We start from the raw sequence: 22,342 nt of genomic DNA, 5'->3' as shown, positions 1-22,342 counted from the left end.
TACCCGCGCGCATACCGCGATACCGGGCGGGAAGGGGCCTCGCGTACGCTGGTGTGACGATGACCGCACCCGCCGATACCGAGTCGCCGCGCCACCACGCGCGCGGCGGCCGGCTCTCCGATCGGCTCCTGGCGCTCGTGGGCGAGTTGCTCATCATCGCGGGCGCCGTCCTGGGCCTGTATGTGGTGTGGCAGCTCTTCTACACGGACGTCACCTCCGACCGTGAGCAGGAGGCGCTGGTCGAGTCGCTCGAGTGGGCCTACCAGGGCCCCGTCGAGGCCGCCGCCGATGCTCCGGCGGGGGATGTGGACGAGGTGCCCGAGGCCGACGTCCCGCTGGTCATCGCGGACGAGGACAAGGGCGCGCCGGCCGATGCGCCGGTCCCCGACGAGGTGGGCTTCACCGAGACGTTCGCCACCATGTACGTGCCCCGCTGGGGATCCGACTACGTCAAGCCCGTCTCCGAGGGCGTGACCCGGCGCGACGTCCTCGACACGTTGGGCATCGGGCACTACCCCGGCACCGCGATGCCGGGCGGCCTGGGCAACTTCGCCATCTCCGCGCACCGCACCACGTACGGCAAGCCGTTCAACCGTATCGCCGAGCTCCAGGAGGGCGACGCGATCGTCATCCAGACGGCGGAGAACTGGTACGTCTACCGAGCGGGCGAACACCTGATCGTGACGCCGAGCCAGGTCGAGGTGATCGCTCCCGTGCCGGGCGCGCCCGGGGCGGAGCCCGACGACCACTACATCACGTTGACCTCGTGCCACCCGATGTATTCGGCGGCGGAGCGGTACATCGTGCACGGCGTGCTCGAGTACTGGGCCCCCGTGGGCGATGCGGTGCCGGCCGAGATCCTCGAGGAGGTGCCCCAGCCGTGATCTTCCCGTGGATCTGGCGCGTGCTGCCCGGCCCCGCGCTGCTGCGCGTGCTCATGCTGCTGGTGCTGGCCGCCGGCGTGGTGATGGCCCTGTTCACGTGGGTGTTCCCGTGGGTCTCCGTTACCTTTGACATCCAGGACCAGAGTGTGGAGGCCATGCCATGACGCGCATCCTCGTGGTGGACAACTACGACTCGTTCGTCTACACGATCGTGGGCTACCTGCGCCAGATGGGCGCGGAGACCGTGGTGGTGAGGAACGATGCCGTCGCGGAGGTGGGCGACGTCGGCGACTACGACGGCGTGCTCATCTCCCCCGGGCCCGGCGCCCCGCACGAGGCCGGCGCGTCGATGGACGTGATCCGCGAGTGCGCGGCCACGGGCGTGCCCATGCTGGGCATCTGCCTGGGACATCAGGCGCTCGCGGAGGTCTACGGCGGCGTGGTCTCGCACGCGCCCGAGCTCATGCACGGCAAGACCTCGCAGGTGACTCACTCGGGCTCGTCGGTCTTGGCGGGCCTGCCCTCGCCGTTCACCGCGACGCGGTATCACTCGCTCGCGGTCGAGAACCCCACCGTGCCGGACGAGCTCGAGGTCACGGCCACCACGGCCAACGGCATCATCATGGGGCTGCGCCACCGGTCGCTCCCCCTGCACGGCGTCCAGTTCCACCCCGAGTCCGTGCTGACCGAGGGCGGTCACCGGCTGCTGGCCAACTGGCTCGAGGCGTGCGGCATGCCCGACGCCGAGGGGCGCGCCGCGGGGCTCAGCCCGCTCGTGCGGCAGTAGCGCGCTGGTGCCGTGGCTGCGGCTCTGCGTCCCCGGACAATCGCGGCGTTGCTTCCCCGGAGGTGCTGAGTGCCCGGCGGCTGCGATGCCGCATCCTAGGAGGTGCTGAGTGCTCAAAAACACGGAAAACGGGCACTGAGCACCTCGCGAGACGCCGACCGGTCGCGGGTCGCTCGCCGGTCGCTCGCCGGCCGCTCGCCGACCGGTCGCCGTCCACTCGTGTGCTGGCCGCCGGTCGGTCTACAGCCAGCCGCTCGCGATGGCGATGAGCAGCATCGTCACCGCGAACCCCACCGGCTGGTTGAGCCACAGGAACGTGCGCCAGCCACGATTCGCGTCCTCGCACGTCTCGTCCGTGATGCGCGCGAACCGCGCGACCGAGATCAGGTAGGGAAGCGGCAGTACCGCGGCGAGGGTGCCCGGCCACGGCTGGGCGAGCAGGACCAGGGACGATGCGCCGTACAGCCCGATCGCGAACCACACGGTTGCCCTCGCGCCGATGACGGTCGCGACCGACCCGATCCCGCCCTCCCGGTCCGCGCGCACGTCCTGCACCGCGCCGAAGGCGTGGCTGGCCATTCCCCACAGGATGAACGCCGTCCACACCGGCCAGGCCACCCGGGCCGTCAGCGGGGCGCCCGCGACCACGAGCGCGTAGATCAGCGGACCCGCGAAGTGCAGCGCCGACGTCAGGGAGTCGAGGAACGGCCGCTCCTTGAACCGCAGCCCGGGCGCCGAGTACGCGATCACCCCGAACACGACGAGGGCGAGCGTCACCGCGGCGCCGGCGCTGCCCTGCACCAGCAGCCAGGCCAGTGGCGGCGTGACAGTGACGACGCAGGCCCACAGGATGGCGCGGTGCACGCGGCGCGCGTGCTCGCGGTCGCGGATCACGTCGCCCTCGATGCCGCCCTTGCGCGGGTTCGCCAGGTCCGACTCGTAGTCGAACACGTCGTTGATGCCGTACATCAGCAGGTTGTACGGGACCAGGAAGAACAGGGTGCCCACGATCAGCACCGCGTCGACGTCGCGCACCACCAGCGCATAGGCGGCCGCGAAGGGGAAGGCCGTGTTGATCCAGGAGACGGGGCGCGAGGCCTTGACGATGCTGCCGAGGAGTGCGAGCGGGCGGTCGCGCCGCGCCTGGCGGTCCGGCCGGCGGTCCTCGTTGTCCCGCACGGTGCGCTCGGGGCTCAAGAGCGGTCCTCACTGTCCCGGACCGCGGGGGTGGTGGCGTCGGGGGCGGCGGCGTCAGGCGCGGTGGCGTCGGGGGCGGCGGCGTCGCGCGTGCGTGGCGCGAACAGCGTCCACAACGTGGGGACCAGCAGCACGGCTGCGATCGTGTACGCGAAGTCCTCGACCGGCGCCACGCCCAGCCGCAGGCCGGAGATGCGCGCGGGGTCGTAGTCGACGATCCCGAGCCCGATGATGACGTTGTCGAAGACCGCGGTGAGCGCGACCAGCACCAGCGCGGTGAGCACCAGGGGACGATGCGGCAGCCGCGTGAGCACGGGAACCGTCGCCAGCGCGAGGATCGCCAGCACGGCGATGGAGAGCAGCACGTAGATCATGCCGCGCCTCCGGGCGAGACCGCGGGGCCGGAGGCCGCGCCGGTCGAGCCCGTCCGCCGGTCGAACGCCCGCCACAGGAGGAGTGTCTGGTACCCGAGCAGGGTGAGGAAGGCGAGCTCCTCGATCGGCACCTCGGGCGCGACGTGCCACCCCGTGAGGTAGGGCGAGTCCCCCACGAAGAAGATTCCCAGTCCGACCCCGATGAGGTCCCACAGCAGGAAGAACACGACGGTGGCGGCCACGGTCAGTGCCGCGCGCCGCGGCTGGTCGAACAGCGCGAGGCGCCAGCGTCGGTCGATGAGGGCCAACGCGCCCAGCGACACCGCCAAGCCGGCCAAGTAAGTGAACTGACTCATGCGGTGACGCTCCCGTGAGTCGGATCCTGCGGGGAGACGTCCCCGTGAGTCGGATCCAACGGGGTGATGTCCCCGTGGCTCGGGGCCGGGGCCGGGGCCGGAGCCGGAGCCGGGTCCGAGCCTCCGGACGCGCGGCCCGCCCGCCGCGCGAGGTCCCCCAGCACCCCGGACGCCCGAGACCTGCCCAGGAATCCCGGCGGCGCCGGGGTGGGCAGCGGACCCGCGTCCACGGCGCCCAGCAGGCGCTTCGCCACCAGCTCCGCGGAGATGAGGCACAGCGGCACCCCGATGCCCGGCGTGGTCGACGAGCCCGCGTACAGCAGGTTTCCCACCTTCCGCGAGACGTTGGCCGGGCGCAGCAGCGCCGACTGGGCGAGCGTGTGCTCGAGGCCCAGGGCCCCGCCCCGCCACGCGTGAAGGTCGGTCTCGAAGTCGGACGGAGTGAGGATCCGGTGCACCGTCGTGCGCCCGCGCAGGCCGGGCACACCGGCCCAGGCACCCACCTGGTCGATCGCGCGGCCGGCGTAGTCGGCGAGCTCCGCCCTCGAGGAGGCGGTCGCCCCGAGCGCGGGCTCGGCCGGGAACGGCACGAGCATGACCAGGCTCTCGCGTCCGGGCGGGGCGAGGCCCGGTTCGGTGGCGGTGGTGCGCGAGACGTAGATGGACGCCGGCAGCGGCGGCACGGCTCCCGCGGCGATGGAACCGAAGTTGCCCTCCCAGTCGCGGGAGAAGAACAGGCTGTGGTGGGCGAGCTCGGGCAGCGGCCCGTCGACGCCGGCGAGCACCAGCAGCGCGCTCACACCGGGGTCCCGTCGGCGCCAGCGATCCTCCGGGTGGGTGCGGTGGGGCGCGTCGAGCAGAACCGTCTCGGTGTGGTGGAGATCCGCGCCGGACACCACCGCATCGGCCTCGATGGTCTCCCCGGAGGCGAGCGCCACGCCGGTGGCGAGCCCCGCATCGTCCACCAGGATGCGCTCGACGGGGGTACCCGTGCGCAGGTCCGCGCCCTCCTCGCGCGCGACGCGCGCGAGCGCGTCGATGACCGCGTACATGCCGCCGCGGGGGTACTTGACGCCGGAGGTGAGGTCCAGGTGGCTCATGAGCGAGAACAGCGAGGGCGCGCGGGACGGCGAGGAGCCCAGGAACACCGCGTGGAAGCCCAGGATCTGGCGCAGGCGCGGGTCGCGGATGCGGGAGGCGATGCGCGCGCCCAGCGAGCGGACCAGCAGGGGTCCCAGTTCGGGGAGCCGCCGTACGACCTCGGCGGACACGACGCGCTCCGGGCGGGCGTACGTCGTGTAGAGGAAGCGCTCGAGCGCGAGCCGGTAGAGGTCGCCGGCGTCCTCCGCGTAGGCGCGCACGGCCGCGCCCTCGCCGGGGGACAGCGCGTCGAACCGGCGCCAGTTCTCCTCGGCGTCGGCGGAGACCTCGAGCAGCTCCGCGGGACCGGCCGGGTCCTCGCCCTCGAAGAACACCCGGTAGCGCGGGTCCAGCTCGATGAGGTCGAGCTCGCGCTCGACGTCGCGTCCCATCAGCGCGAAGAACTGGGTGAACGCCTCCGGCATGAGGTACCAGGACGGGCCAGTGTCGTACACGTGGCCGTCCACCTCGAGCCGCCCGCTCCGACCGCCCAGCTGGTCGCGCGCCTCGAGCAGCGTCACCCGTGCGCCTCCACGGGCGAGCAGGCCCGCGGTCGCCAGGCCGCCCACGCCGCCGCCGATCACGACGATGCGCGGCGCGCTCACGCCCGGCCCCCGGTGAGGGCGGAGCGGGCGGCGAGGCCCAGCTTCACCGGATCGGGCACCCGCACCCGCGTCGCGACCAGCTCCTGGGCGGGCGTCGCCGCGATCCGGTCGAGCAGCCGGGTGTAGATCGCGAGGGTCGCGGCCACGGCGACCCGTGCCCGCCTCGGCAGCGCCGGCAGGCACGCGCGCGCCGCCTCCATGTCCGCGCGGCAGTCCGTGACCAGCCGCTCCAGGGTGGGCTGGTCGAGGGACCGTGCGGTGACGCCCGGGAAGTAGGACCTCCCCAGCTCGCCGTCGTCCACGCCCAGATCCCGCAGGAAGTTGACCTTCTGATACGCGGCCCCGAGCCTCCGCGCTCCCTCGACGGCCGTCTCGGGCAGCGGCCGCGGGCCCGTCCCGGTGTTGAGGAACGCGGCCAGGCACATCTCCCCGACCACCTCCGCGGAGCCGAACACGTACCGCTCGAACGACTCCTGCGTGTGCGGCACGGGGTCCAGGTCGCGGCGCATCGACGTGAAGAACGGGTCCACCTGCGCGCGCGTGATCCCCACCGCGCGGGCGGTGACCGCGAAGGCGTGCACCACCAGGTCCGTCGAGAAGCCGCGCTCCATCGCCGCGCCCACCTCGCGCTCGTAGGCGTCGAGCAGTTCCCCGGCATCGTCGCCGCGGTAGGTGTCGACGATCTCGTCGGCGACCCGCACCATCGCGTACACCGCCTCGATGTGACGCCGCATCGCGGGCGCGAGCATCCGCGTGCCCGCGCCGAAGCTCGTCGAGTACAGGGCCAGGACCCGGGACGATGCGTCGCGGGAGGCCCGCTCGTACAGGTCCAGCGAGGTGGGGGAGGCGGGCGTGGAAGGCGAGTCCTGAGCGGACGCGTTGGCGTCCGGGCGCCCCCGCCGTCGCGGCGACGCCGGCCTCACGACGCGCGTCCCTCGAGTCCGTCGATGAGGTCCACGAGGTAACCCGAGAGCGGGCTGGGCACGCGCTCGTAGGCCACGTTGCGCGCGCGGCGCGCGTGCTGGCGCGCGGCCCGCAGCGCGCGCTCGCGGGCACCGGAGGCCTCGAGCACCTCGCGCACCCGCGCCGCACCGTCCTCGTCGAGGCGAGGATCCCCCAGGGCGTCCTCGAGGATCGCCCGGCCCGGTGCATCGGCCTGCAGGAATCCCAGCCGCATGAGCTCGGTGCGCTTGCCCGCGCGCAGGTCCGACAGGACCGACTTCCCCGTCACCTCGGGGTCGCCGAACACGCCCAGGTCGTCGTCGACCAGCTGGAAGCTCAGGCCCAGCGAGGATCCCAGCTTCTCCAGGTGGGTGACCATGGTGGGGTCCGCGCCGGCCAGCTGCGCGCCCGCGAGCAGCGGCACCACGACCGAGTACGCCGCGGTCTTGAGCTCCGCGACGAGCAGGGAGTTCGCGGCCTCGGGCTCGACCATGTCCGCGTACATGTCGAGCAGCTCCCCGGCGATGGTGGTGCGGATCGCGCGGGTCACCAGGTCCAGGCAGGCGATGCGGTGGTGGGCCGGGAGGTCCGCGCGGGAGATGAGGTCGTAGGTCGAGGACAGCGCGAGGTCTCCGCCCAGCAGCGCGGCGGCCAGCACGTGGTCGTCGGTCTGCGCGGGCGCGAGGCGGCGGCCCGCCAGCGCCGCACGGCGCGCCCCCGCGACGTTGGGTCGGCCGCGCCGGACCTCGTCGTGATCGAGGATGTCGTCGTGGATGAGCATGGCGGTGTGGAGCATCTCCATCGCGGCCGCGACGGGGACCGCCGCGGCCGGATCCTCACCGCCCAGCCCCGCGTACGCGGCGAGGGTCAGGGACGGGCGGAGCTTCTTGCCGCCGGCGAACTGGCGGCCCACGGTGTGCCACAGGTCGCGGTAGTCGGTGCCGGCGGCGGGCAGCTCCGACGTCGCCTGGGCGACGTGATCGTCGAGGGTGTGCTGAACCTCGGGAAGGCGCTCCGTGACGAAGTCGTGGAGGCTCGCGACGGTGAGCGTGGGGGACATTTTCCCAGCATAGACACCGCACCCCCGGGGGCATCACGCCTCCGGGGGTGCGGTTGGGGTGTTTGACAGGTGGCCGCCCGATCAGCGGCAGACGAACGTCTCCGTGACCTCGCCGGGCGCCGGGGTGGCGTCCGGGTTGTCGGGGTCGATCTCCGGCTCGGCCGTGACCAGGACGGAGCGAACGTCGCACCACACGACCAGGTCGACGGTCGTGTCCGGCGTGACCTCGGTGCCGGCGCGCGGGTTCATCGACTTGACCGTGCCCGCGGCGTCGGGGTTCGCCTCGCTGGTGTCGACGGTGACGGAGCCGAGGAACAGCCCGGCGCCCTCGATCTCCTGGACGGCGGCGGTCTGCGAGCGTCCGACGACGTCCGGCACGGAGACGGTCGACGGCTCGATCGCGATGACGATCTCCACCGAGGACCCCTGGTCGACGCGGCCCGCGACCGGGCTCTGCTCGACGACCACGTCGTACGGGCCGGCGTCCACCTCGCGGGTGGTGGAGGAGGGCGACAGGCCCAGCTCCTGGATGATGCCGCGCGCCTCGGACTCGGACTTGCCCGACAGGTCGGGCAGCTCCACCTTGCCGGAGGAGGCGTAGAGCGTGACCGCGGAGCCGCTCGCGACCTCTTCGCCCGCGGCGGGCTCGGTGCGCGTGATGCGACCCTCGCTCAGCCCCGGGTCGTCCTCGGTGTCGAACCTGTTGACCGTGATGCCGGCGTCCTCGAGCGTCTGCTCGGCGCGTTCGCGCTCGAAGCCCCGCACGTCCGGGATCGTGACCACGTCGGGGCCGGAGGACAGGTACAGCGTCACGGTGTCGCCCTCGGTGGCCATCTGGCCCGCGGGCGGATCCGTGCGGGTGACCAGGTCCTGGTCGACGTCCTCGGAGCCCTCCCGCTGGATCGTCACGGACAGGCCGAGCGCTTCGAGCTGGGATCTCGCGTCCGCCTCGGTGGCGTTCTCGAGGTCGGGCATCTGCACCGCGGCCGCGGTGGGGCTCGGGCTGGCCTCGACCTCGGGAGCGCTGCGGGTCATCATGAACAGCGCGAGGATGAGCAGCGCGACCGCCACGAGCGCGGCGGCAAGAATCGACCACTGGACGGTCTTGCGGCGCCTGGCCGCCGCATCGTCCACCGTGCTCACGGCGGCGGTGCCCGGGCCGGTCGCCATGCCTCCGGCGGCACCCGCGGCTCCCGCGGCGGGGGGCACGGACGCGGGCTGGTTGACCGCACCCCACGGCGACGCGCCGGGCATCACCGCAGTCTCGCCGGTGGCGGGCTGGCCGGGGACGATCTCGGTCTGGCCCGTGGTGGGGGACTGGCCGGCCGCCGCGGCGCCCGCGGCGGCGACGCCCACGGCCCCGGCGCCGAACGCCGCGGAGCCCAGCGGGAACTGGCCCGTGGTGGGCGCGGGCTGGTCGCCGGCCATCACGGCCCGCAGGTCCGCGAGGAACTCCTGGGCGGACGAGTAGCGCTCGTCGCGGTTCTTCGACAGCGCGCGCAGCACCACCCGGTCGAGCGCGTCCGGCACGTCGGAGGCGTACTGCGAGGGGCGCGGCGCGGCCTCGCGGACGTGCTGGTACGCGACGGAGACCGGCGAGTCGCCCACGAAGGGCGGGCGGCCGGTGAGCAGTTCGAAGAGCACGCAGCCCGTCGAGTAGAGGTCCGAGCGGGCGTCGACGGTCTCGCCGCGCGCCTGCTCGGGGGAGAGGTACTGGGCGGTGCCCACGACGGCCTGCGTCTGCGTCATGGTCTGGCCCGCATCGGCCAGCGCGCGCGCGATGCCGAAGTCCATGACCTTCACCGCGCCCGTGGGCGTGAGCATGATGTTCGCGGGCTTGATGTCGCGGTGGACCAGGCCCGCGTGGTGCGAGTAGTCGAGCGCGGCGAGGACGCCGGCGGTGATCTCGACGGCCTCGTCGATGGGGGCGGCGACGTCGCCCTTGAGGATGTCGCGGACGGTGTGGCCCTCGACGTACTCCATGACGATGTAGGGCACGGCCTGCGGGTTGCCGTTCGGGCCGGGCGTCACGTCCTCGCCCGTGTCGTACACGGCGACGATGCTGGGGTGGTTGAGGCCGGCCGCGGCCTGGGCCTCGCGGCGGAAGCGGGTCTGGAACGACGGGTCGCGCGCGAGGTCCGCGCGGAGGATCTTGATCGCGACGGTGCGCCCCAGGCGTGTGTCGTATCCCACATGCACCTCGGCCATGCCGCCACGGCCGATGAGGTCGCCAACCTCGTATCGGCCGCCGAGGATCTTCGGTTCGTCGTTCATGCAGGGTCCTTACGTCGTGCACCGGGGGCTTCCGTGCTCCGGGACATTGTAGAGAGGGTCACGAGCGCCTCTTGCGCTCGACGTCGGGGCGGGGACGGTACTCGCGGGGGGCGATCGACGGCGGCATGGTGCGCCGCTGGCTGGGCCGCGTGCCGTCCTCGGGGGTGGGGGCGGCCGGATCGACGGGGGACGATGCGACGCGGGCCCGGCCGGTCAGCGACAGCCCGGCGAGCATCTGGTCGAGTTCGAGCGCGGTCTGGGGGCGCTTGCGCGGCGCCTTGTCGAGGAGCACGCGGATGAGCCGGGCGAGGTCGGGGGACACCGACGACGGCAGCGCCGGGACGGGCTCGTTGACCTGCGCGATCGCGATGTCGACGGCGCTCGCGGCCGTGAAGGGACGCTTCCCCACGACGGCCTCGTAGGCGATGATGCCCAGCGCGTAGAGGTCGGACACGGGCGTCGCTGGCTTGCCCAGCGCCAGTTCGGGAGCGAGGTACTGCGCCGTGCCCATCACCATGCCGGTGGCGGTCAGGGTGGTCTGGTCGGTGCCGCGGCTCACGCCGAAGTCGGTGATCTTGACGTGGTCGTCGGCCTGGACCAGCAGGTTGCCGGGCTTGACGTCGCGGTGCATCACGCCGGCGGCGTGGGCCGCGGACAGCCCGTGGCACGAGTGCCGCAGCAGCGTCACCAGGCGGGCCTCGTCGAGGGTGCGCTCGCGCTCGAGGATGCTCGACAGCGGCTCGCCCTCGACGAGCTCCATCACCAGGTACGGGGTGCGCGCGTGCTCGCCGAAGTCGTAGACCTGCGCGATGTTCTCGTGCAGCAGCCCGGCGGCGTTCTTGGCCTCGTTGCGGAAGCGCTTGAGGAAGGTCTCGTTCTCCGCGGCGCCGTCCTTGAGCAGCTTGACGGCCACCGCGCGGTCGAGGTCCGTGTCCGTGCCGCGCCACACCTCGCCCATGCCGCCCACCGCGATGAGGGAGCGCAGCACGTAGCGCCCGCCCAGCGTGGTGCCCGCGGTGATCGCCATCAGCCCTCCTCCGCCAGCGCGGCCTCGATGACCTGCCGGGCGATGGGCGCGGCCACCGTGCCGCCGGTGACGGTCTGGCCGGCCGCGCCGAGGGTGCCGCCGTTGTCCACGACGACCGCCACGGCGACCTGGGGGTCCTTCGCCGGGGCGAACGCCACGATCCAGGTGTGCGGCGGCTCGTCGCGGCCGGTCTCGGCCGTGCCGGTCTTGGCGGCGATCTCGACGCCCGGGATCTGGGCGGCGGTCGCGGACCCGGACTCGACGACGGCGACCATCATGTCCGTGAGCTCGTTCGCGTCGGAGGCGCTCATGGGGCGCGACATCTCGACGGGCTCGGACTGCTCGATGATCCGCAGGTCCGAGTCGCGCACCTGCTCGACCAGGTACGGCTGCATGAGCACGCCGTCGTTCGCGATGCCGGCGGCCACCATGGCCATCTGGAGCGGGGTCGCGCGGACGTCGAACTGACCGATCGCGGACATGGCCGCCTGGGCGCGGTCCGGGTCCTCCGGAAGCCGCGACGGCGTGACGGCGAGCGGGATCGACAGGGACTCGCCCCAGCCGAATTCCTTGGCCTCGCGCTCGATGACGTTCCAGCCGAGCGTGATGCCCAGGTTGCCGAACGCGGTGTTGCAGCTGATGCGGATCGCCTCCGCGAGCGTGGTGCGCTCGCCGTCGCCGCACGAGCCGCCGCCGTAGTTGCCCATCGTGGCGGTCGTGTCGGGCAGCTCGAGCTGGTCGGGCGCGTACAGCTCGGTGTCCGCGGTGTAGCCGGACTCGAGCGCCGCCGCCGCCGTGATGAGCTTGAAGGTGGAGCCGGGCGGGTAGGTGTCGCCGCCGATCGCGCGGTTGACCAGGGGGCCGTCGTCCTGGCCCAGGAGGTTCTGGTACGCGTCGTTGACCGCGGCCGTGTCGTGCCCGGCGAGCGCCTCCGCGTCGTAGGTGGGGCTCGTCACCAGGGCCTTGATCGCACCCGTGCTCGGGTCGAGGGCGACGACGGCGCCCGGCTGGTCGCCCAGCGCATCGGTCGCGGCGCGCTGGACCGCGGCGGACAGGGTGAGCTCGACCGAGGCCCCCCGCTGCGTCTCCCCGGACAGCAGGTTCCCCATCCGGGTCCAGAACAGCGCATCGGCCGAACCCGACAGGAGGCCGTCCTCGGCGGCCTCGATGCCCGTCGACCCGAAGACGATGCTGTAGTAGCCCGTGACGGCCGAGTACAGGGTCGAGTCGGAGTAGGTGCGCTGGTACTTGAAGGGATCGTCGACCGGCTCCGACCACACGACCTGGTCGCCGTCGACGACGATGGGCCCGCGGAAGTTGCCGAACTCGCGGTAGAGCGTGCGGACGTTGCGGCCGTCGGCGTTGAGGTTGCCGGCGTCGATGACCTGGATGTAGGACGCCGCTCCCATGAGGGTGAGGAACAGGACCAGGATGAGCACCGACAGGCGGCGCACGGGCTCGTTCACGCGCGCACCTCCTCGGGGCGTCTGGCCTGGTCGGACAGCCGCAGCAGGAGCCCGATGATGATGAAGTTGGCCAGCATCGAGGAGCCGCCGTAGGCGAGGAACGGTGTGGTGAGGCCGGTCAGCGGGATCACCCGGGTGACGCCGCCGACCACGATGAACACCTGGAGCGCGATCGCGAAGCCCAGGCCGGTCGCGAGCAGCTTGCCGAAGCCGTGGCGGGTGCCGATCGCGGTGCGCATCGCGCGCTGCACGATGATGACGTAGAGGACCAGGATCGCCATGAGGCCGGTGAGGCCCAGCTCCTCGCCCAGCGAGGCGACGATGAAGTCGGACTCCGCGTACGGCACCAGGTCGGGCCGGCCCTCGCCCAGGCCGGTGCCGAACAGCCCGCCCGAGGCCATGCCGAACAGGCCGCGCACCAGCTGCTCCGACTGGCCGGAGCGGTACACGTCCGCGTCGAGCGCGTGCAGCCACGCGGTGTAGCGCGAGCCCACGTGGGCGAAGATGGTGCCGGCGGCGACCGCGCCCACGGCGAACGCCCCCATGCCGATCACCACCCAGCTGATCCGCTCGGTGGCGACGTAGAGCATGGCGACGAAGATGCCGAACAGCAGCAGCGAGGTGCCCAGGTCGCGCTCGTAGATCTGCACGAGCATGGCCGCGACCCAGACGAGGGCGAGCGGGCCCATGTCGCGCACGCGCGGCAGGCGCAGGCCCAGCACCTTGGGGCCGGCGAGCGCGAGGGTGTCGCGGTTGGAGACCAGGTAGCCGGCGAAGAAGACGACGAAGGCGATCTTGGCGAACTCGCCCGGCTGCAGCGAGCGGCCGAAGACGTTGATCCAGATGCGCGCGCCGTTGATCTGCGTGCCGATGACCGGCATGAGTGGCAGGAGCAGCGCGATGAGGCCCAGCACGCCCGAGGTGTAGGTGAAGCGTCTCAGGAGCCGGTAGTCGCGCAGCAGCAGGATGACCAGGAGCATGAGCGCGACGCCGATGAGCGCCCACACCGTCTGCACGTCGCCGAAGTTGGTGTCGCGGCCGCGGGCGGCGTACGCGAAGTCGATGCGGCGGATCATCGCGAGGCCGATGCCCACAAGGGTCGCGACGGCCGGCACGAGCACGGGGTCCGCGAAGGGGGCCCAGCGCCGCAGGGCCAGGTGGACCAGCGCGAGCACGCCGATCCACGCCCCCGCGTAGACGGAGATCTCGACCGGCTCGAGGATGTGCGCGTGGTAGTCGACCAGGCCGCGCGCGAGCACCGCGACGGCCACGGCGATGGCCAGCAGGCCCAGCTCGGACCGGCGCCCGGTGCGGACGTGGACGTCCGCGACGATGGCCACTAGTTCTCCGACCTGAGCGACGCGACCACGTCGTCGGCGTCCTCGCGGGTCGTGACCCGGATCGCCTCCGACACGCGCAGGCGCTGGTAGGCCTCGAGCTCGTCCATGGGCACGCCGGTGGTCTCGACGAGCGTGTGGAAGCTCAGCGGCCCCAGCACCTCGGGGATGCCGCGGTACACGGCCACGTAGCCGTCCGACTCGCCCACGTAGTACTGCTGCTGGCTCCACCAGTACCCGCCCCAGGCGGCGCCGATGATGGCGGCGAGCGCCACCACGGGCAGGATCCAGGGCCGGATGCGCGCCCAGCGGTCGCGCGGCAGCTCCTCGTCCTCCTCGGGCTCCTCGCGCGCGGCGAGGCGGGCCGCCTTGGCGGCGGGGGTGTCCGCGGCCGCGGTGGCGCGGCGGCGGTCGAGGGCGGCGGAGCCGACGATCTGGGACGACGTGGAGGGGCCGATGCCGTCGGGCGCGGCGTCGATGTCCACGATGTCGCCCACGATGCACGTGACGTTGTCGGGCGCGCCGGCGGCGAGCGCGAGGCCCACGAGCGCGTCCGCGCAGTCGCCCGGGTCCTCGACCTCGCGGAGGGTCTCGCGCATCGTCTCCCGGCTCACCACGCCGGACAGGCCGTCCGAGCACAGCAGCCAGCGGTCGCCGGGGCGCGCCTCGCGCACGGAGATGTCGACCGGCACGTCCGCGTCGATGTCGCCCAGCACGCGCAGCAGCATCGACCGCTTGGGGTGGTGCTCGGCGTCCGCGACGGACAGGCGGCCGGTGTCCACCAGGTGCTGGACGAAGGAGTGGTCGGTGGTCACCTGGTCGAGCGATCCGTCGCGCAGCAGGTAGGCGCGCGAGTCGCCGATGTGGGCCATCGACAGCGTGGAGCCAGACCGCAGCAGGGCGGTGACCGTGGTGCCCAGCCCCGAGAGTTCCGGATCGTTGCGCGCACGCTCGACGATCTGGGCGTGGGCCTCGGCGATGGCCGTCTTCAGCTCGTCCAGCGCATCGTCCGGGCCGTGCGCCTCCCCCTCGAGGGCCGCGAGGCGCCCGATCGCGATGGAGGATGCGATGTCCCCGCCCGCGGCGCCGCCCATGCCGTCGGCGACGGCGAGCAGGTGGGCTCCGGCGAAGCCCGAGTCCTGGTTGGAGGAGCGCACCAGACCCACGTCGGAGCGGGCGGCAAAGTGAATGCCCAGATACATCAGGTGGTGAGCTCCAGGGCGGTGGCGCCGATGCGGATGACGTCGCCCTCGCGGAACGGCACCGGGTCCGTCACCTTGTGGTTGCCCAGGTACGTGCCGTTCGTGGAGCCCAGGTCCTCGACCATCCAACGCTCGGCGTCGAGGAAGACACGGCAGTGCTTGGCGGAGCAGTAGTCGTCGTCGATCACGAGCGTGCAGGTGCTCGCGCGGCCGACCAGCACCGGCGCCTGGCCTAGGGGGATCGTGGTGCCCTTGAGCGGTCCCGCCGTGACGGCGAGGTGGGCCTCCGCGGGATTCTGGGTGGAGATCGAGCCGGCGCGGATGCCGGTGGCGGCGCGGCTGGGGGCGGCCGTCTTCTCCGCGCGCGCGTCGCGTTCCTGACGCGAGCGACGGCCCCGGCCGCGCGCCGTGACGCGCGTGCCGTAGAGGTCCGCGCGCAGCACCGCGATCGCGGACAGCACCAGCGCCCACAGCAGGACCAGGAAGCCCATGCGGAGCAGGGTGATGGAGAGCTGACTCACGTCAGTCGTCCTCACCCTGCGGTGCCGGGTCCCAATAGAGCATGCGCGTCCGTCCGATCGTGATGGCGTTGCCGTCCAGCAGCGTCGCCTCGCTCACGCGCTGGTCCTCGACGAAGGTACCGTTCGTCGAGCCCATATCCGTGAGGATGGTCCCGTGCGGCGTGACCTCGAGGCGCACGTGGCGGCGGCTCACCCCCGTGTCGTCCACGACGATGTCCGCCTCCCCGCCGCGGCCCAGCACCGTCGACTCGCCGGTGAGGTAGTAGCGCACTCCGTCGATGTCGAGCAGCGGGTGCGCCGCATTGGGATTGGTCGAGGTGGCCGGCGCGACGGGCCCGCGCGTGGTGCGGCTGGCGACCGCGTAGCGGCCGGTGGCGAGCGTCTCGTCCGTGTCGAAGGCGACCTCCACCGTGCCCACGAAGGCGTAGCGCTGGCGCTCCGCGTGGGTGCGCAGCGCATCGGCGATCTCCTGGCGCATGACGTCCTCGCCCCAGCTCTCGACCGCGGCCCGGTCCGCCTGGGACAGGGAGATCACGTATTCATTGGGGGCGACCGTGCGACCGCGGTCCACCACCGCGGCGCGGGCATCGCACTCGCGCTTCACCGCGGCGGCCAGCTCGACCGGCTTGACCCCCGCCTTGAAGGTGCGCGCGAACGCGTTCTGCATGACGTTCTCCACGCCGCGTTCGAATCTGTCCAGCACGCCCATGGGGGCCATCGTAACGGTCGCCAGAATCGTGCTAGAGTACATCGGCGCGCGCGAGTGGCGGAATAGGCAGACGCGCACGGTTCAGGTCCGTGTGCCCGAAAGGGCGTGGGGGTTCAACTCCCCCCTCGCGCACCAATAAGGCCGCCCCCGACTGAGGTCGGGGGCGGCCTTCTGCTTTGTGCGCCTATGTAGAGGTGTCTGTGGGCCGTTTCGGCTGTTTCCGGGCGCGCTTGTGCCTCCGGCCCTGGTGAGGCCGGCGGGGCCTCTGTCGTGTGGTTGGTGCAGCGATCAGGCCGCGGACGGACCGGCCAGCACCTCGAGACGGCGATACACGTCGCCGTTCTCTCGTTCAGCGACGAGGAGGTCATACGTGGCCTGCAGCCCGAGCCACGACTGGGCCGAGCCGCCGAGCACGTGCGCGAGACGCTGCGCGGTGTCCGCGGTGATGCGGCGCTTGCCGGAGATGATCTCCGCAACGCGGGTCTGCGTCATGCCGGTCGCCTTCGCCAGGCGGTAGGCGGTGATGCCGAGTGGCTCGAGAACCTCGACGCGGAGCATCTCGCCGGGCGTGACGAGATCGATCTCGAAGTAGTCGTCGTCAGCGATGTTGGCCATGGGGTCCTCCCTAGTGGTAGTCGACGAACTCGATGTCTTCAGCGCGGTCGCCCACCCATGTGAAGCAGATTCGCCCCTGGCTGTTGATGCGGATGGAGTGCTGCCCGGCTCGATCGCCCTTCATTGCCTCGAGTTCGTTCCCAGGCGGGACTTTTCTGGGTCCACGGCCCCATGGTATCGCTGGCCGAGAGTATCGTGCAGCGGTACCAGCCTCCTTCCTTGGGGGTCGCGGACATGCCCGAGGCCAGCCCCGCCGACCTACGAGGGAGACTGCGGCGAGAAGGCCGAATTGACGCGGTCGCTCTGTGCGGTTCCGTATCCCGGGCCGGGAGGCCCGGCCTGACCGTCGAGGTCGACCCCGACCGGAGTCAGTCCCCGCCGCCCCGGGCGTTGTACACGGTCGCCCCGTGCTCCGCGACCAGGGCGCCGTAGTCCGCGAAGGTGCGCAGCGCATCGTCCCGTCGCACGTCCCGGGTGACGGTGATGCCGCGGCGCTCGAACTGCTCGGCCCAGTCGGGCACCATGGGTCCCTCGTCGAACCCGGTGAGCCGCTCGAGCTCGGGGCCGTCGCCGGCGACCACCAGGGAGCGCACGCCAGACCACAGGGTCGCGCCGTAGCACTGGATGCAGGGGCGCCAGTTGACCACGAGTTCGTGCGCGGGCATGCCGGCGCCGCCCAGGTCCCAGGCGCCCAGCGCGCGCTGCGCGAGGCCCAGCGCGGTGACCTCGGCGTGGCCCACGGAGATGCCGCCGGAGAGCACCACGTTCACCCCGACGGAGACCAGGCGGCCGGAGTCGCGCTCGACCACGATCGCGGCGAAGGGGCCGCCGCCGCCCTCGCGGAAGTTCCGCGCGGCGAGACGATGCACCAGCGCCATCCGGTCGTCGGCGCTTCTCAGGTGGGTGGGGACGCCGGCCGTCTCCTCCGCGACCCACGCGGGCAGGGCGATCGAGAACTCCTGGGGCAGTCCACGGGTCACGGGGCATCCCTTCTGTGGTGGGGCATGCGACCAGTCTGTCGCAGCCGGTCGGCGGAGCGGGAGACCGCCGGCGTCGGCGGAGCACGGCGGCCGGGGCTCGACGCCCGCGAGTCCTACGGCACGATGAGCGGGACGAACCGGTAGAGGCCGTGCTCGGTGGTCACCGCATCGGCCGGATCGTCGTGGGGCGGCAGGCCGCGGACGATGCGCAGCATGCGTCCGCGCACGGGAGCCACCATCACCCCGCCCGGGGCGAGCTGCGCGACGAGCTCGCGGGGGACCTTGTCCGCCATCGCGGACACCAGGATCCGGTCGAACGGCGCCTCGTCGGGCGCGCCCAGGGCGTCGTCCCTCGCCTCAGTCATCCGCGCCCACGGCACGCCGGCGGTGCGCAGGTTCGTCGCGCCCGACTCGACCAGCCGGGCGATCCGCTCGGTCCCCAGGACCGAGCCCTCGGCGCCGACGAGCTCCGCGAGCAGTGCGACCACCCAGCCGGTCCCCGATCCCACCTCGAGCACGCGCATGCCCGGCCGGACGTCGAGCAGGTGCAGCATCTCCCGCACGGTGGTGGGCTGGCTGTTCGTCTGGCCGAAGCCGATGGGCAGCGGCTGGTCGAGCGGCGCCTGGCCACGGACGGACGCGGGCAGGAATCCGCGGCGCGGCTGCGCGAGGAACGCGTCGTCGACGCGGCGCGCACCGCGATCGCCGTCCGATGGGGTCCCGCCCGGGCCGTCCATGCCTCCAGGGAACCACCGATCCGCCGCCTGCGCCGGGCCGTGAGCGGCCTCGCGGTGCCCGCGACCGGGCGCGTCGTGACGTTCAATAGGAGCATGACCGCCGATGCCGTGTCTCCGTCCGCTCCGAGTGAGAAGGCCGTCGCGGTCGAGATCGTCGTCGACGACGTCGCCGGCACCCTGGCCGCGGAGGCCGCCGGCGCCGACCGCGTCGAGCTCTGCGCGGACCTGTGCCAGGGCGGCACGACCCCCAGCCTGGGGATGGTCCGCATGGTGCTGGCGCGGGTGGCGAGCATCGGCGTGCAGATCATGGTGCGCCCGCGCGGAGGCGACTTCGTCTACGACGCGGATGAGCTCGCGGTCATGGAGGAGGACTGCCGCGCGATTCGCGACCTCGCCGCCGACGTCCCGGTCCGCGTGGGCATCGTCACCGGCGTGCTCACGCCCGACGCGGCCATCGACGAGGCCGCGATGGCGCGCCTGGTCGCCGCCGCCGGCCCGGTGCCCGTGACCTGCCACAAGGCGTTCGACGCGACCGCCGACCTCGACGCCGCGTACGCGGCGCTCGGGCGGCTGGGGGTCGAGCGGGTGCTCACCTCCGGTGGCGCCGCCACGGCGCTCGCGGGGGCCGATGCACTGGCCCGCCTGGTGCGTGCGCCCGGTCCGGAGGTGCTCGCCGGGGGAGGGGTGCGGCCGGACAACGTCGCCCAGGTGGTCGCCCTGTCGCGTGTGGACCAGGTGCACCTGCGCGCGCAGAGCGACAGCGTTCGCCGCGACGGCACGCTCGAGACGGACCCCGCGATCGTGCGCGCGGTCCTCGACGCGCTCGGTAGCGTCGCACCGCGGTAATCGTGCCCGAAGTGCACCCGTGTGGCCGGAATCACACGGCGCATCCCGGCGGGGCGCGCATTGTCCATGCGCCGCTTCGCCCCCAATCGTCCGGTTTCGCGGTGAATGCAGGAGGAATCGTGCGAATCGGGCGAAGCGACGATGCCCGGGCGGCCGCCCTCTCCCCTCGCCGGGGGCCAGGCTGCGGCGGCTGCCGAGCGGCCCGCCTCGAGAGGGGCCCGGTCGGGGTCGCTTACAGTGGAGTGGTCCCAGACGCCGCCCACCCCGGAGCGGCACGGACAACGACTCATGATGAAACTCACTTCACGCACCCTTGTGCTCGCCTCGGCCACGGCCCTGGCGAGCTTTGCTGTCGGCGTCGGCTCCGCGGTCGCGACCCACGAGGTCCGCATCACCGCCGCCGTCTCCGACGCCCGCCAAGCCGCCCAGGTCCTCGCCGAGAAGCAGCAGCTCCTCGAGGAGTCCGTCGAGAAGGCGATCGCCGTGGCCGACGAGGCCGGCTCCGTCGCCTCCCAGGTCCCCGTCGCCATCGCCGCGCGCACCCTCGACCGCACGCTGGACGATGCGACGGTTACCGCCGCGCTCCACAGCGCCCACGTCGAGGTCACCGCGCAGGCGGACATCGCCGCGCTGCCCTCCGTGACGCCCGCCGTCGAGGCGACGGTGGAGGCCGCCGCCTCCGAGGAGGACGAGGCTGACGCGGATGAGTCCGCCGAGGACGCGGCCTCCGGCCAGGGGGCGGACGATCAGGTCGTGCTCGACGGGGTCGAGGAGGCGTCCAACCCGCTGGGCGACACGAACGCCGAGCCCGACGTCGCCGCGACGGCGGAGCCCGCCGCATCGGCGGAGCCCACCCCGTCCGTCGAGGCGACGGACGACGCGGAGGGCCTTCTTTCCGGGACGTCGACGACCGCCGCCGCGGACTCCGTCGCCCAGGATTCGGCCGCGCAGGCCGCCATCGCCGAGGAGCCGACCGCCGCGGTCGATCCCGACAAGGTCGCCCAGGTGCTCGAGGGCGGCGAGCGCGACCTCGCCACCGTGCGCGAGGCCACCGCCGCGCTCGAGAGTGCGGCCGCGGAGATCGAGGCCGCCGCGGCCGAGGTCGAGACCTCCGCCGGCCGGCTCGCCGAGGTGTCCGCCCAGGCGGCCCTCGAGGCGGCCGTCGCGGATCTCGACGACCTGTTCGCCGGCACCGAGTCCTCCCTCGTCGCGGTGGACCACGTGCTGGAGGTCGTGGGCCAGGACGTGGCCGACGACGCCACGCTCGCAGCGCTCGAGGAGGCGCGCGACCGCCTGGTTGCCGCGCAGGAGGCCGACCTCGCGGTCGACCGCGACTCGCTCGACGCCGTTGCGGACGTCAACGCCGAGCTCGAGGACGCGCGCGACGCGGCGAGTGACGCGGTCGACGCCGTGCACGAGTCGCACCTGACCTGGGTCGCGGCGGAGAACGCCCGCATCGATGAGGAGAACGCGCGCCTCACCGCGGAGTACGACGCGGACGTGGCCGCGGCGGTCGCCGAGCGCAGCGCCGAATACCAGGAGGCCGTCGCGGCCCACCAGAACGGCTGGACCGGCGCGCCCGAGGGCACGACCGCCTCGAACGGCCGCCTGCCCACCTCGGACCTGTGCCCCATCCCGTGGATGAGCGGCCACATGCTCCAGTGCTCGGCGGTGCGAGGCCTGGTGCTCGCCGACGAGGCCTACTTCGCCGAGACGGGCCGACACCTCGAGCTCACGGACTCGTACCGCACGTACGCGTCGCAGGTCGCGACGCGCGCGGCCAAGCCCGCGACCGCCGCGGTGCCCGGCACCTCGAACCACGGCTGGGGCATGGCGATCGACCTCTACCCCGCGGCCGCCGCCTGGATCGCCCAGCACGGCGCCGACTACGGATGGGTCCACCCCCTGTGGGCCCGCCCGGGGGGCTCGAAGCCCGAGTCGTGGCACATGGAGTTCGTCGCGCCGGGCGTGGGCGAGGTCGAGATGCCCGCCGAGCCCGAGCTCCTCGAGCACGTCTCCGACGCGCTCGCCGCGGACCAGGACTGACGGCGGGCAGGGACCTCCGTACCGCGCGGTCGGACCGCGGCGCACGCATGCTTGTGCGGTGACAACCCCGACCGCCGCACCCGAGGCCGCCGACGAGCCCCGGCTCGCACCGACCGAGCCGCAGGTGGCCGCCCAGGCCGATCGTGCATCGTCCCCCGGACGTGCGTGGCGCGAGAAGGCGCCCGGGCTGGCCCTCGCGCTCGTGGTCGCCGCGGTCGGCATGGTGACGGCGCACCGGCTCGAGGCTGTGTCTCCGCTGGTGCTCTCGCTGGCGATCGGCGCGGTCGTCGGCTCGAGCCTGGGCTTCCGGTCCGCGCCTGACGGTGCGCGCGGGACGGCCGTGCGCCTGCTGCGCCCGGGCACCGATGTGGCTGCCAAGACGCTGCTGCGGGTGGGCGTGGTGCTGCTGGGCCTGCAGTTGTCCCTGCCCGAGCTCCTTCACCTGGGCTGGCGCGGCATCGTCGTGGTGGTCACCACCTTCGCGGTGACGTTCGCCGCCACCCTCGCGCTGGGCCGGGCGCTGCGCGTGTCCCTGCCGATGCGCCTGCTCGTGGCCACCGGATTCTCGATCTGCGGCGCGTCCGCGATCTCCGCGATGCGCGGCGTGGTCGACCTCGCGACCGACGACGCGGACGAGAGGGACGACGCGCTCGCCGCCTCGCTCGCCCTCATCACCCTGTTCGGCACGCTCACCATCGTCCTGGTGCCGTGGGCGGCGCCGCTGCTGGGGCTCGACGCGAACGCGACCGGCGTGTGGATCGGGGCCTCCGCCCCCGAGGTGGGGCAGTCCGTGGCGGCGGGCGCCGCCGCGGGCGCCGCGGTTCTCGCCGTCGCGACGGTCGCGAAGCTCGCGCGCGTGGTGCTGCTCGCCCCGGTAATCGTGGTCGCCGGGTCCGTGCTCGGTCGCGGGCGCGGTGGTGCCCCGACGATGGATCCCGCCGCGCCGGCGGCAGGCCGATCGACGCCGCTCGTGCCTGGCTTCGTCCTGGGCTTCCTCGCGGCCGTCGCGCTGCGGTCGACAGGCTGGCTGCCCGACGGCGTCATCGATGCGCTCGTGCTCGTGGGCACCGTGGCCCTGGTCGCGGCGATGTTCGGGATCGGGCTGGGCATCGACGTGCGGCTGCTCGCCCGTACCGGGGGCAGCGCCGCCGCGCTCGGCGCGGCCTCGTGGCTGATCGCCACGGTCGTCGCGCTGGCGGGCGTGCTGCTCCTGATGTAGTCGACTGACTATGTGGGG

The 22,342-nt window shown here is 73.0% G+C and carries 23 protein-coding genes and 1 tRNA gene; 7 read left to right on the top strand and 17 right to left on the bottom strand.

Annotated elements, in window-relative coordinates; all coding sequences use genetic code 11:
• The first annotated feature begins 59 nt into the window (after positions 1-59).
• The 3 genes from AOM03_RS10365 to AOM03_RS10360 are packed head-to-tail and all read left to right on the top strand — an operon-like array spanning position 60 to position 1,671.
• Positions 60-884, top strand: a complete 825-nt coding sequence (locus tag AOM03_RS10365; RefSeq protein ID WP_082092335.1) for a class E sortase — start codon at positions 60-62, stop codon at positions 882-884.
• Positions 881-1,048 (top strand): hypothetical protein, encoded by a 168-nt coding sequence (locus AOM03_RS12745; protein WP_156157710.1) that lies wholly within the window; start codon positions 881-883, stop codon positions 1,046-1,048. Before AOM03_RS10365 ends, AOM03_RS12745 begins: the two co-directional genes overlap by 4 nt.
• Complete coding sequence (locus tag AOM03_RS10360) at positions 1,045-1,671, top strand: aminodeoxychorismate/anthranilate synthase component II (protein WP_062381078.1); 627 nt, start codon at positions 1,045-1,047, stop codon at positions 1,669-1,671. Before AOM03_RS12745 ends, AOM03_RS10360 begins: the two co-directional genes overlap by 4 nt.
• A 240-nt stretch (positions 1,672-1,911) precedes the next feature.
• Here AOM03_RS10360 and AOM03_RS10355 read toward each other — a convergent pair whose 3' ends face one another.
• The 13 genes from AOM03_RS10355 to AOM03_RS10295 form a co-directional block, all read right to left on the bottom strand.
• On the bottom strand, positions 1,912-2,778 hold the full coding sequence (locus AOM03_RS10355; RefSeq protein WP_062381165.1) for a prenyltransferase: 867 nt from the start codon (positions 2,776-2,778) through the stop codon (positions 1,912-1,914).
• An 86-nt stretch (positions 2,779-2,864) separates the two neighbouring features.
• Positions 2,865-3,242, bottom strand: coding sequence for a lycopene cyclase domain-containing protein (locus AOM03_RS10350; protein ID WP_062381076.1), 378 nt, complete (start codon positions 3,240-3,242; stop codon positions 2,865-2,867).
• The gene (locus tag AOM03_RS10345) at positions 3,239-3,598 is read right to left on the bottom strand and encodes a lycopene cyclase domain-containing protein (RefSeq protein WP_062381074.1); all 360 of its coding nucleotides are present in this window, start codon (positions 3,596-3,598) and stop codon (positions 3,239-3,241) included. Before AOM03_RS10345 ends, AOM03_RS10350 begins: the two co-directional genes overlap by 4 nt.
• Positions 3,595-5,343 (bottom strand): phytoene desaturase family protein, encoded by a 1,749-nt coding sequence (gene crtI, locus AOM03_RS13040; protein ID WP_227589967.1) that lies wholly within the window; start codon positions 5,341-5,343, stop codon positions 3,595-3,597. Before crtI ends, AOM03_RS10345 begins: the two co-directional genes overlap by 4 nt.
• The gene (locus AOM03_RS13035) at positions 5,340-6,266 is read right to left on the bottom strand and encodes a phytoene/squalene synthase family protein (RefSeq protein WP_227589966.1); all 927 of its coding nucleotides are present in this window, start codon (positions 6,264-6,266) and stop codon (positions 5,340-5,342) included. The genes crtI and AOM03_RS13035 overlap by 4 nt, the downstream gene beginning before the upstream one ends.
• Positions 6,263-7,345 carry a polyprenyl synthetase family protein gene (locus AOM03_RS13030; protein ID WP_062381072.1) on the bottom strand — a complete coding sequence of 361 codons (1,083 nt, stop codon included), beginning with the start codon at positions 7,343-7,345 and terminating at the stop codon, positions 6,263-6,265. Before AOM03_RS13030 ends, AOM03_RS13035 begins: the two co-directional genes overlap by 4 nt.
• 81 nt (positions 7,346-7,426) lie before the next feature.
• Positions 7,427-9,619 (bottom strand): Stk1 family PASTA domain-containing Ser/Thr kinase, encoded by a 2,193-nt coding sequence (gene pknB, locus AOM03_RS10325; RefSeq protein WP_082092334.1) that lies wholly within the window; start codon positions 9,617-9,619, stop codon positions 7,427-7,429.
• A 58-nt stretch (positions 9,620-9,677) separates the two neighbouring features.
• On the bottom strand, positions 9,678-10,646 hold the full coding sequence (locus AOM03_RS10320) for a serine/threonine-protein kinase (protein WP_062381070.1): 969 nt from the start codon (positions 10,644-10,646) through the stop codon (positions 9,678-9,680).
• Positions 10,646-12,112, bottom strand: coding sequence for a peptidoglycan D,D-transpeptidase FtsI family protein (locus AOM03_RS10315; protein ID WP_062381068.1), 1,467 nt, complete (start codon positions 12,110-12,112; stop codon positions 10,646-10,648). The genes AOM03_RS10320 and AOM03_RS10315 overlap by 1 nt, the downstream gene beginning before the upstream one ends.
• Positions 12,109-13,452 carry an FtsW/RodA/SpoVE family cell cycle protein gene (locus tag AOM03_RS10310; RefSeq protein ID WP_062381066.1) on the bottom strand — a complete coding sequence of 448 codons (1,344 nt, stop codon included), beginning with the start codon at positions 13,450-13,452 and terminating at the stop codon, positions 12,109-12,111. Before AOM03_RS10310 ends, AOM03_RS10315 begins: the two co-directional genes overlap by 4 nt.
• The gene (locus AOM03_RS10305; protein ID WP_062381064.1) at positions 13,452-14,651 is read right to left on the bottom strand and encodes a PP2C family protein-serine/threonine phosphatase; all 1,200 of its coding nucleotides are present in this window, start codon (positions 14,649-14,651) and stop codon (positions 13,452-13,454) included. Before AOM03_RS10305 ends, AOM03_RS10310 begins: the two co-directional genes overlap by 1 nt.
• Entirely contained in the window at positions 14,651-15,172 is a 522-nt protein-coding gene (locus AOM03_RS10300; protein ID WP_062381061.1) for an FHA domain-containing protein FhaB/FipA, read from the bottom strand. Before AOM03_RS10300 ends, AOM03_RS10305 begins: the two co-directional genes overlap by 1 nt.
• 1 nt (position 15,173) lies before the next feature.
• The gene (locus tag AOM03_RS10295) at positions 15,174-15,881 is read right to left on the bottom strand and encodes an FHA domain-containing protein (RefSeq protein WP_062381059.1); all 708 of its coding nucleotides are present in this window, start codon (positions 15,879-15,881) and stop codon (positions 15,174-15,176) included.
• Positions 15,882-15,929: 48 nt separating this feature from the next.
• On the opposite strand from AOM03_RS10295, the gene AOM03_RS10290 reads away from it, so the two are divergent.
• Positions 15,930-16,016 (top strand) — tRNA-Leu (locus AOM03_RS10290).
• Between the two features lie 153 nt (positions 16,017-16,169).
• Here AOM03_RS10290 and AOM03_RS10285 read toward each other — a convergent pair.
• From AOM03_RS10285 to AOM03_RS10270, 4 genes are all read right to left on the bottom strand, one after another.
• Positions 16,170-16,496, bottom strand: coding sequence for a HigA family addiction module antitoxin (locus AOM03_RS10285; protein WP_062381056.1), 327 nt, complete (start codon positions 16,494-16,496; stop codon positions 16,170-16,172).
• 10 nt (positions 16,497-16,506) lie between these two features.
• Entirely contained in the window at positions 16,507-16,950 is a 444-nt protein-coding gene (locus AOM03_RS13140) for a type II toxin-antitoxin system RelE/ParE family toxin (protein WP_062381054.1), read from the bottom strand.
• On the bottom strand, positions 16,865-17,476 hold the full coding sequence (locus tag AOM03_RS10275; protein WP_227589965.1) for a nucleoside deaminase: 612 nt from the start codon (positions 17,474-17,476) through the stop codon (positions 16,865-16,867). The genes AOM03_RS13140 and AOM03_RS10275 overlap by 86 nt, the downstream gene beginning before the upstream one ends.
• A gap of 113 nt (positions 17,477-17,589) precedes the next feature.
• Complete coding sequence (locus tag AOM03_RS10270; protein ID WP_062381051.1) at positions 17,590-18,213, bottom strand: protein-L-isoaspartate O-methyltransferase family protein; 624 nt, start codon at positions 18,211-18,213, stop codon at positions 17,590-17,592.
• A gap of 93 nt (positions 18,214-18,306) precedes the next feature.
• Here AOM03_RS10270 and AOM03_RS10265 point away from each other — a divergent pair, with 93 nt between their 5' ends.
• The 3 genes from AOM03_RS10265 (at position 18,307) to AOM03_RS10255 (ending at position 22,324) form a co-directional block, all read left to right on the top strand.
• Positions 18,307-19,059, top strand: a complete 753-nt coding sequence (locus AOM03_RS10265) for a copper homeostasis protein CutC (RefSeq protein ID WP_062381049.1) — start codon at positions 18,307-18,309, stop codon at positions 19,057-19,059.
• A gap of 288 nt (positions 19,060-19,347) precedes the next feature.
• Positions 19,348-21,105, top strand: coding sequence for a M15 family metallopeptidase (locus AOM03_RS10260; RefSeq protein WP_156157709.1), 1,758 nt, complete (start codon positions 19,348-19,350; stop codon positions 21,103-21,105).
• A gap of 58 nt (positions 21,106-21,163) precedes the next feature.
• On the top strand, positions 21,164-22,324 hold the full coding sequence (locus tag AOM03_RS10255; RefSeq protein WP_062381044.1) for a YeiH family protein: 1,161 nt from the start codon (positions 21,164-21,166) through the stop codon (positions 22,322-22,324).
• Positions 22,325-22,342 lie beyond the last annotated feature (18 nt).

This window comes from Demequina pelophila, assembly GCF_000971175.1.
GTDB lineage: Bacteria > Actinomycetota > Actinomycetes > Actinomycetales > Demequinaceae > Demequina > Demequina pelophila.
Note: the sequence above shows the minus strand (reverse complement) of the source record. Positions and strands in the feature narration are given on the sequence as shown.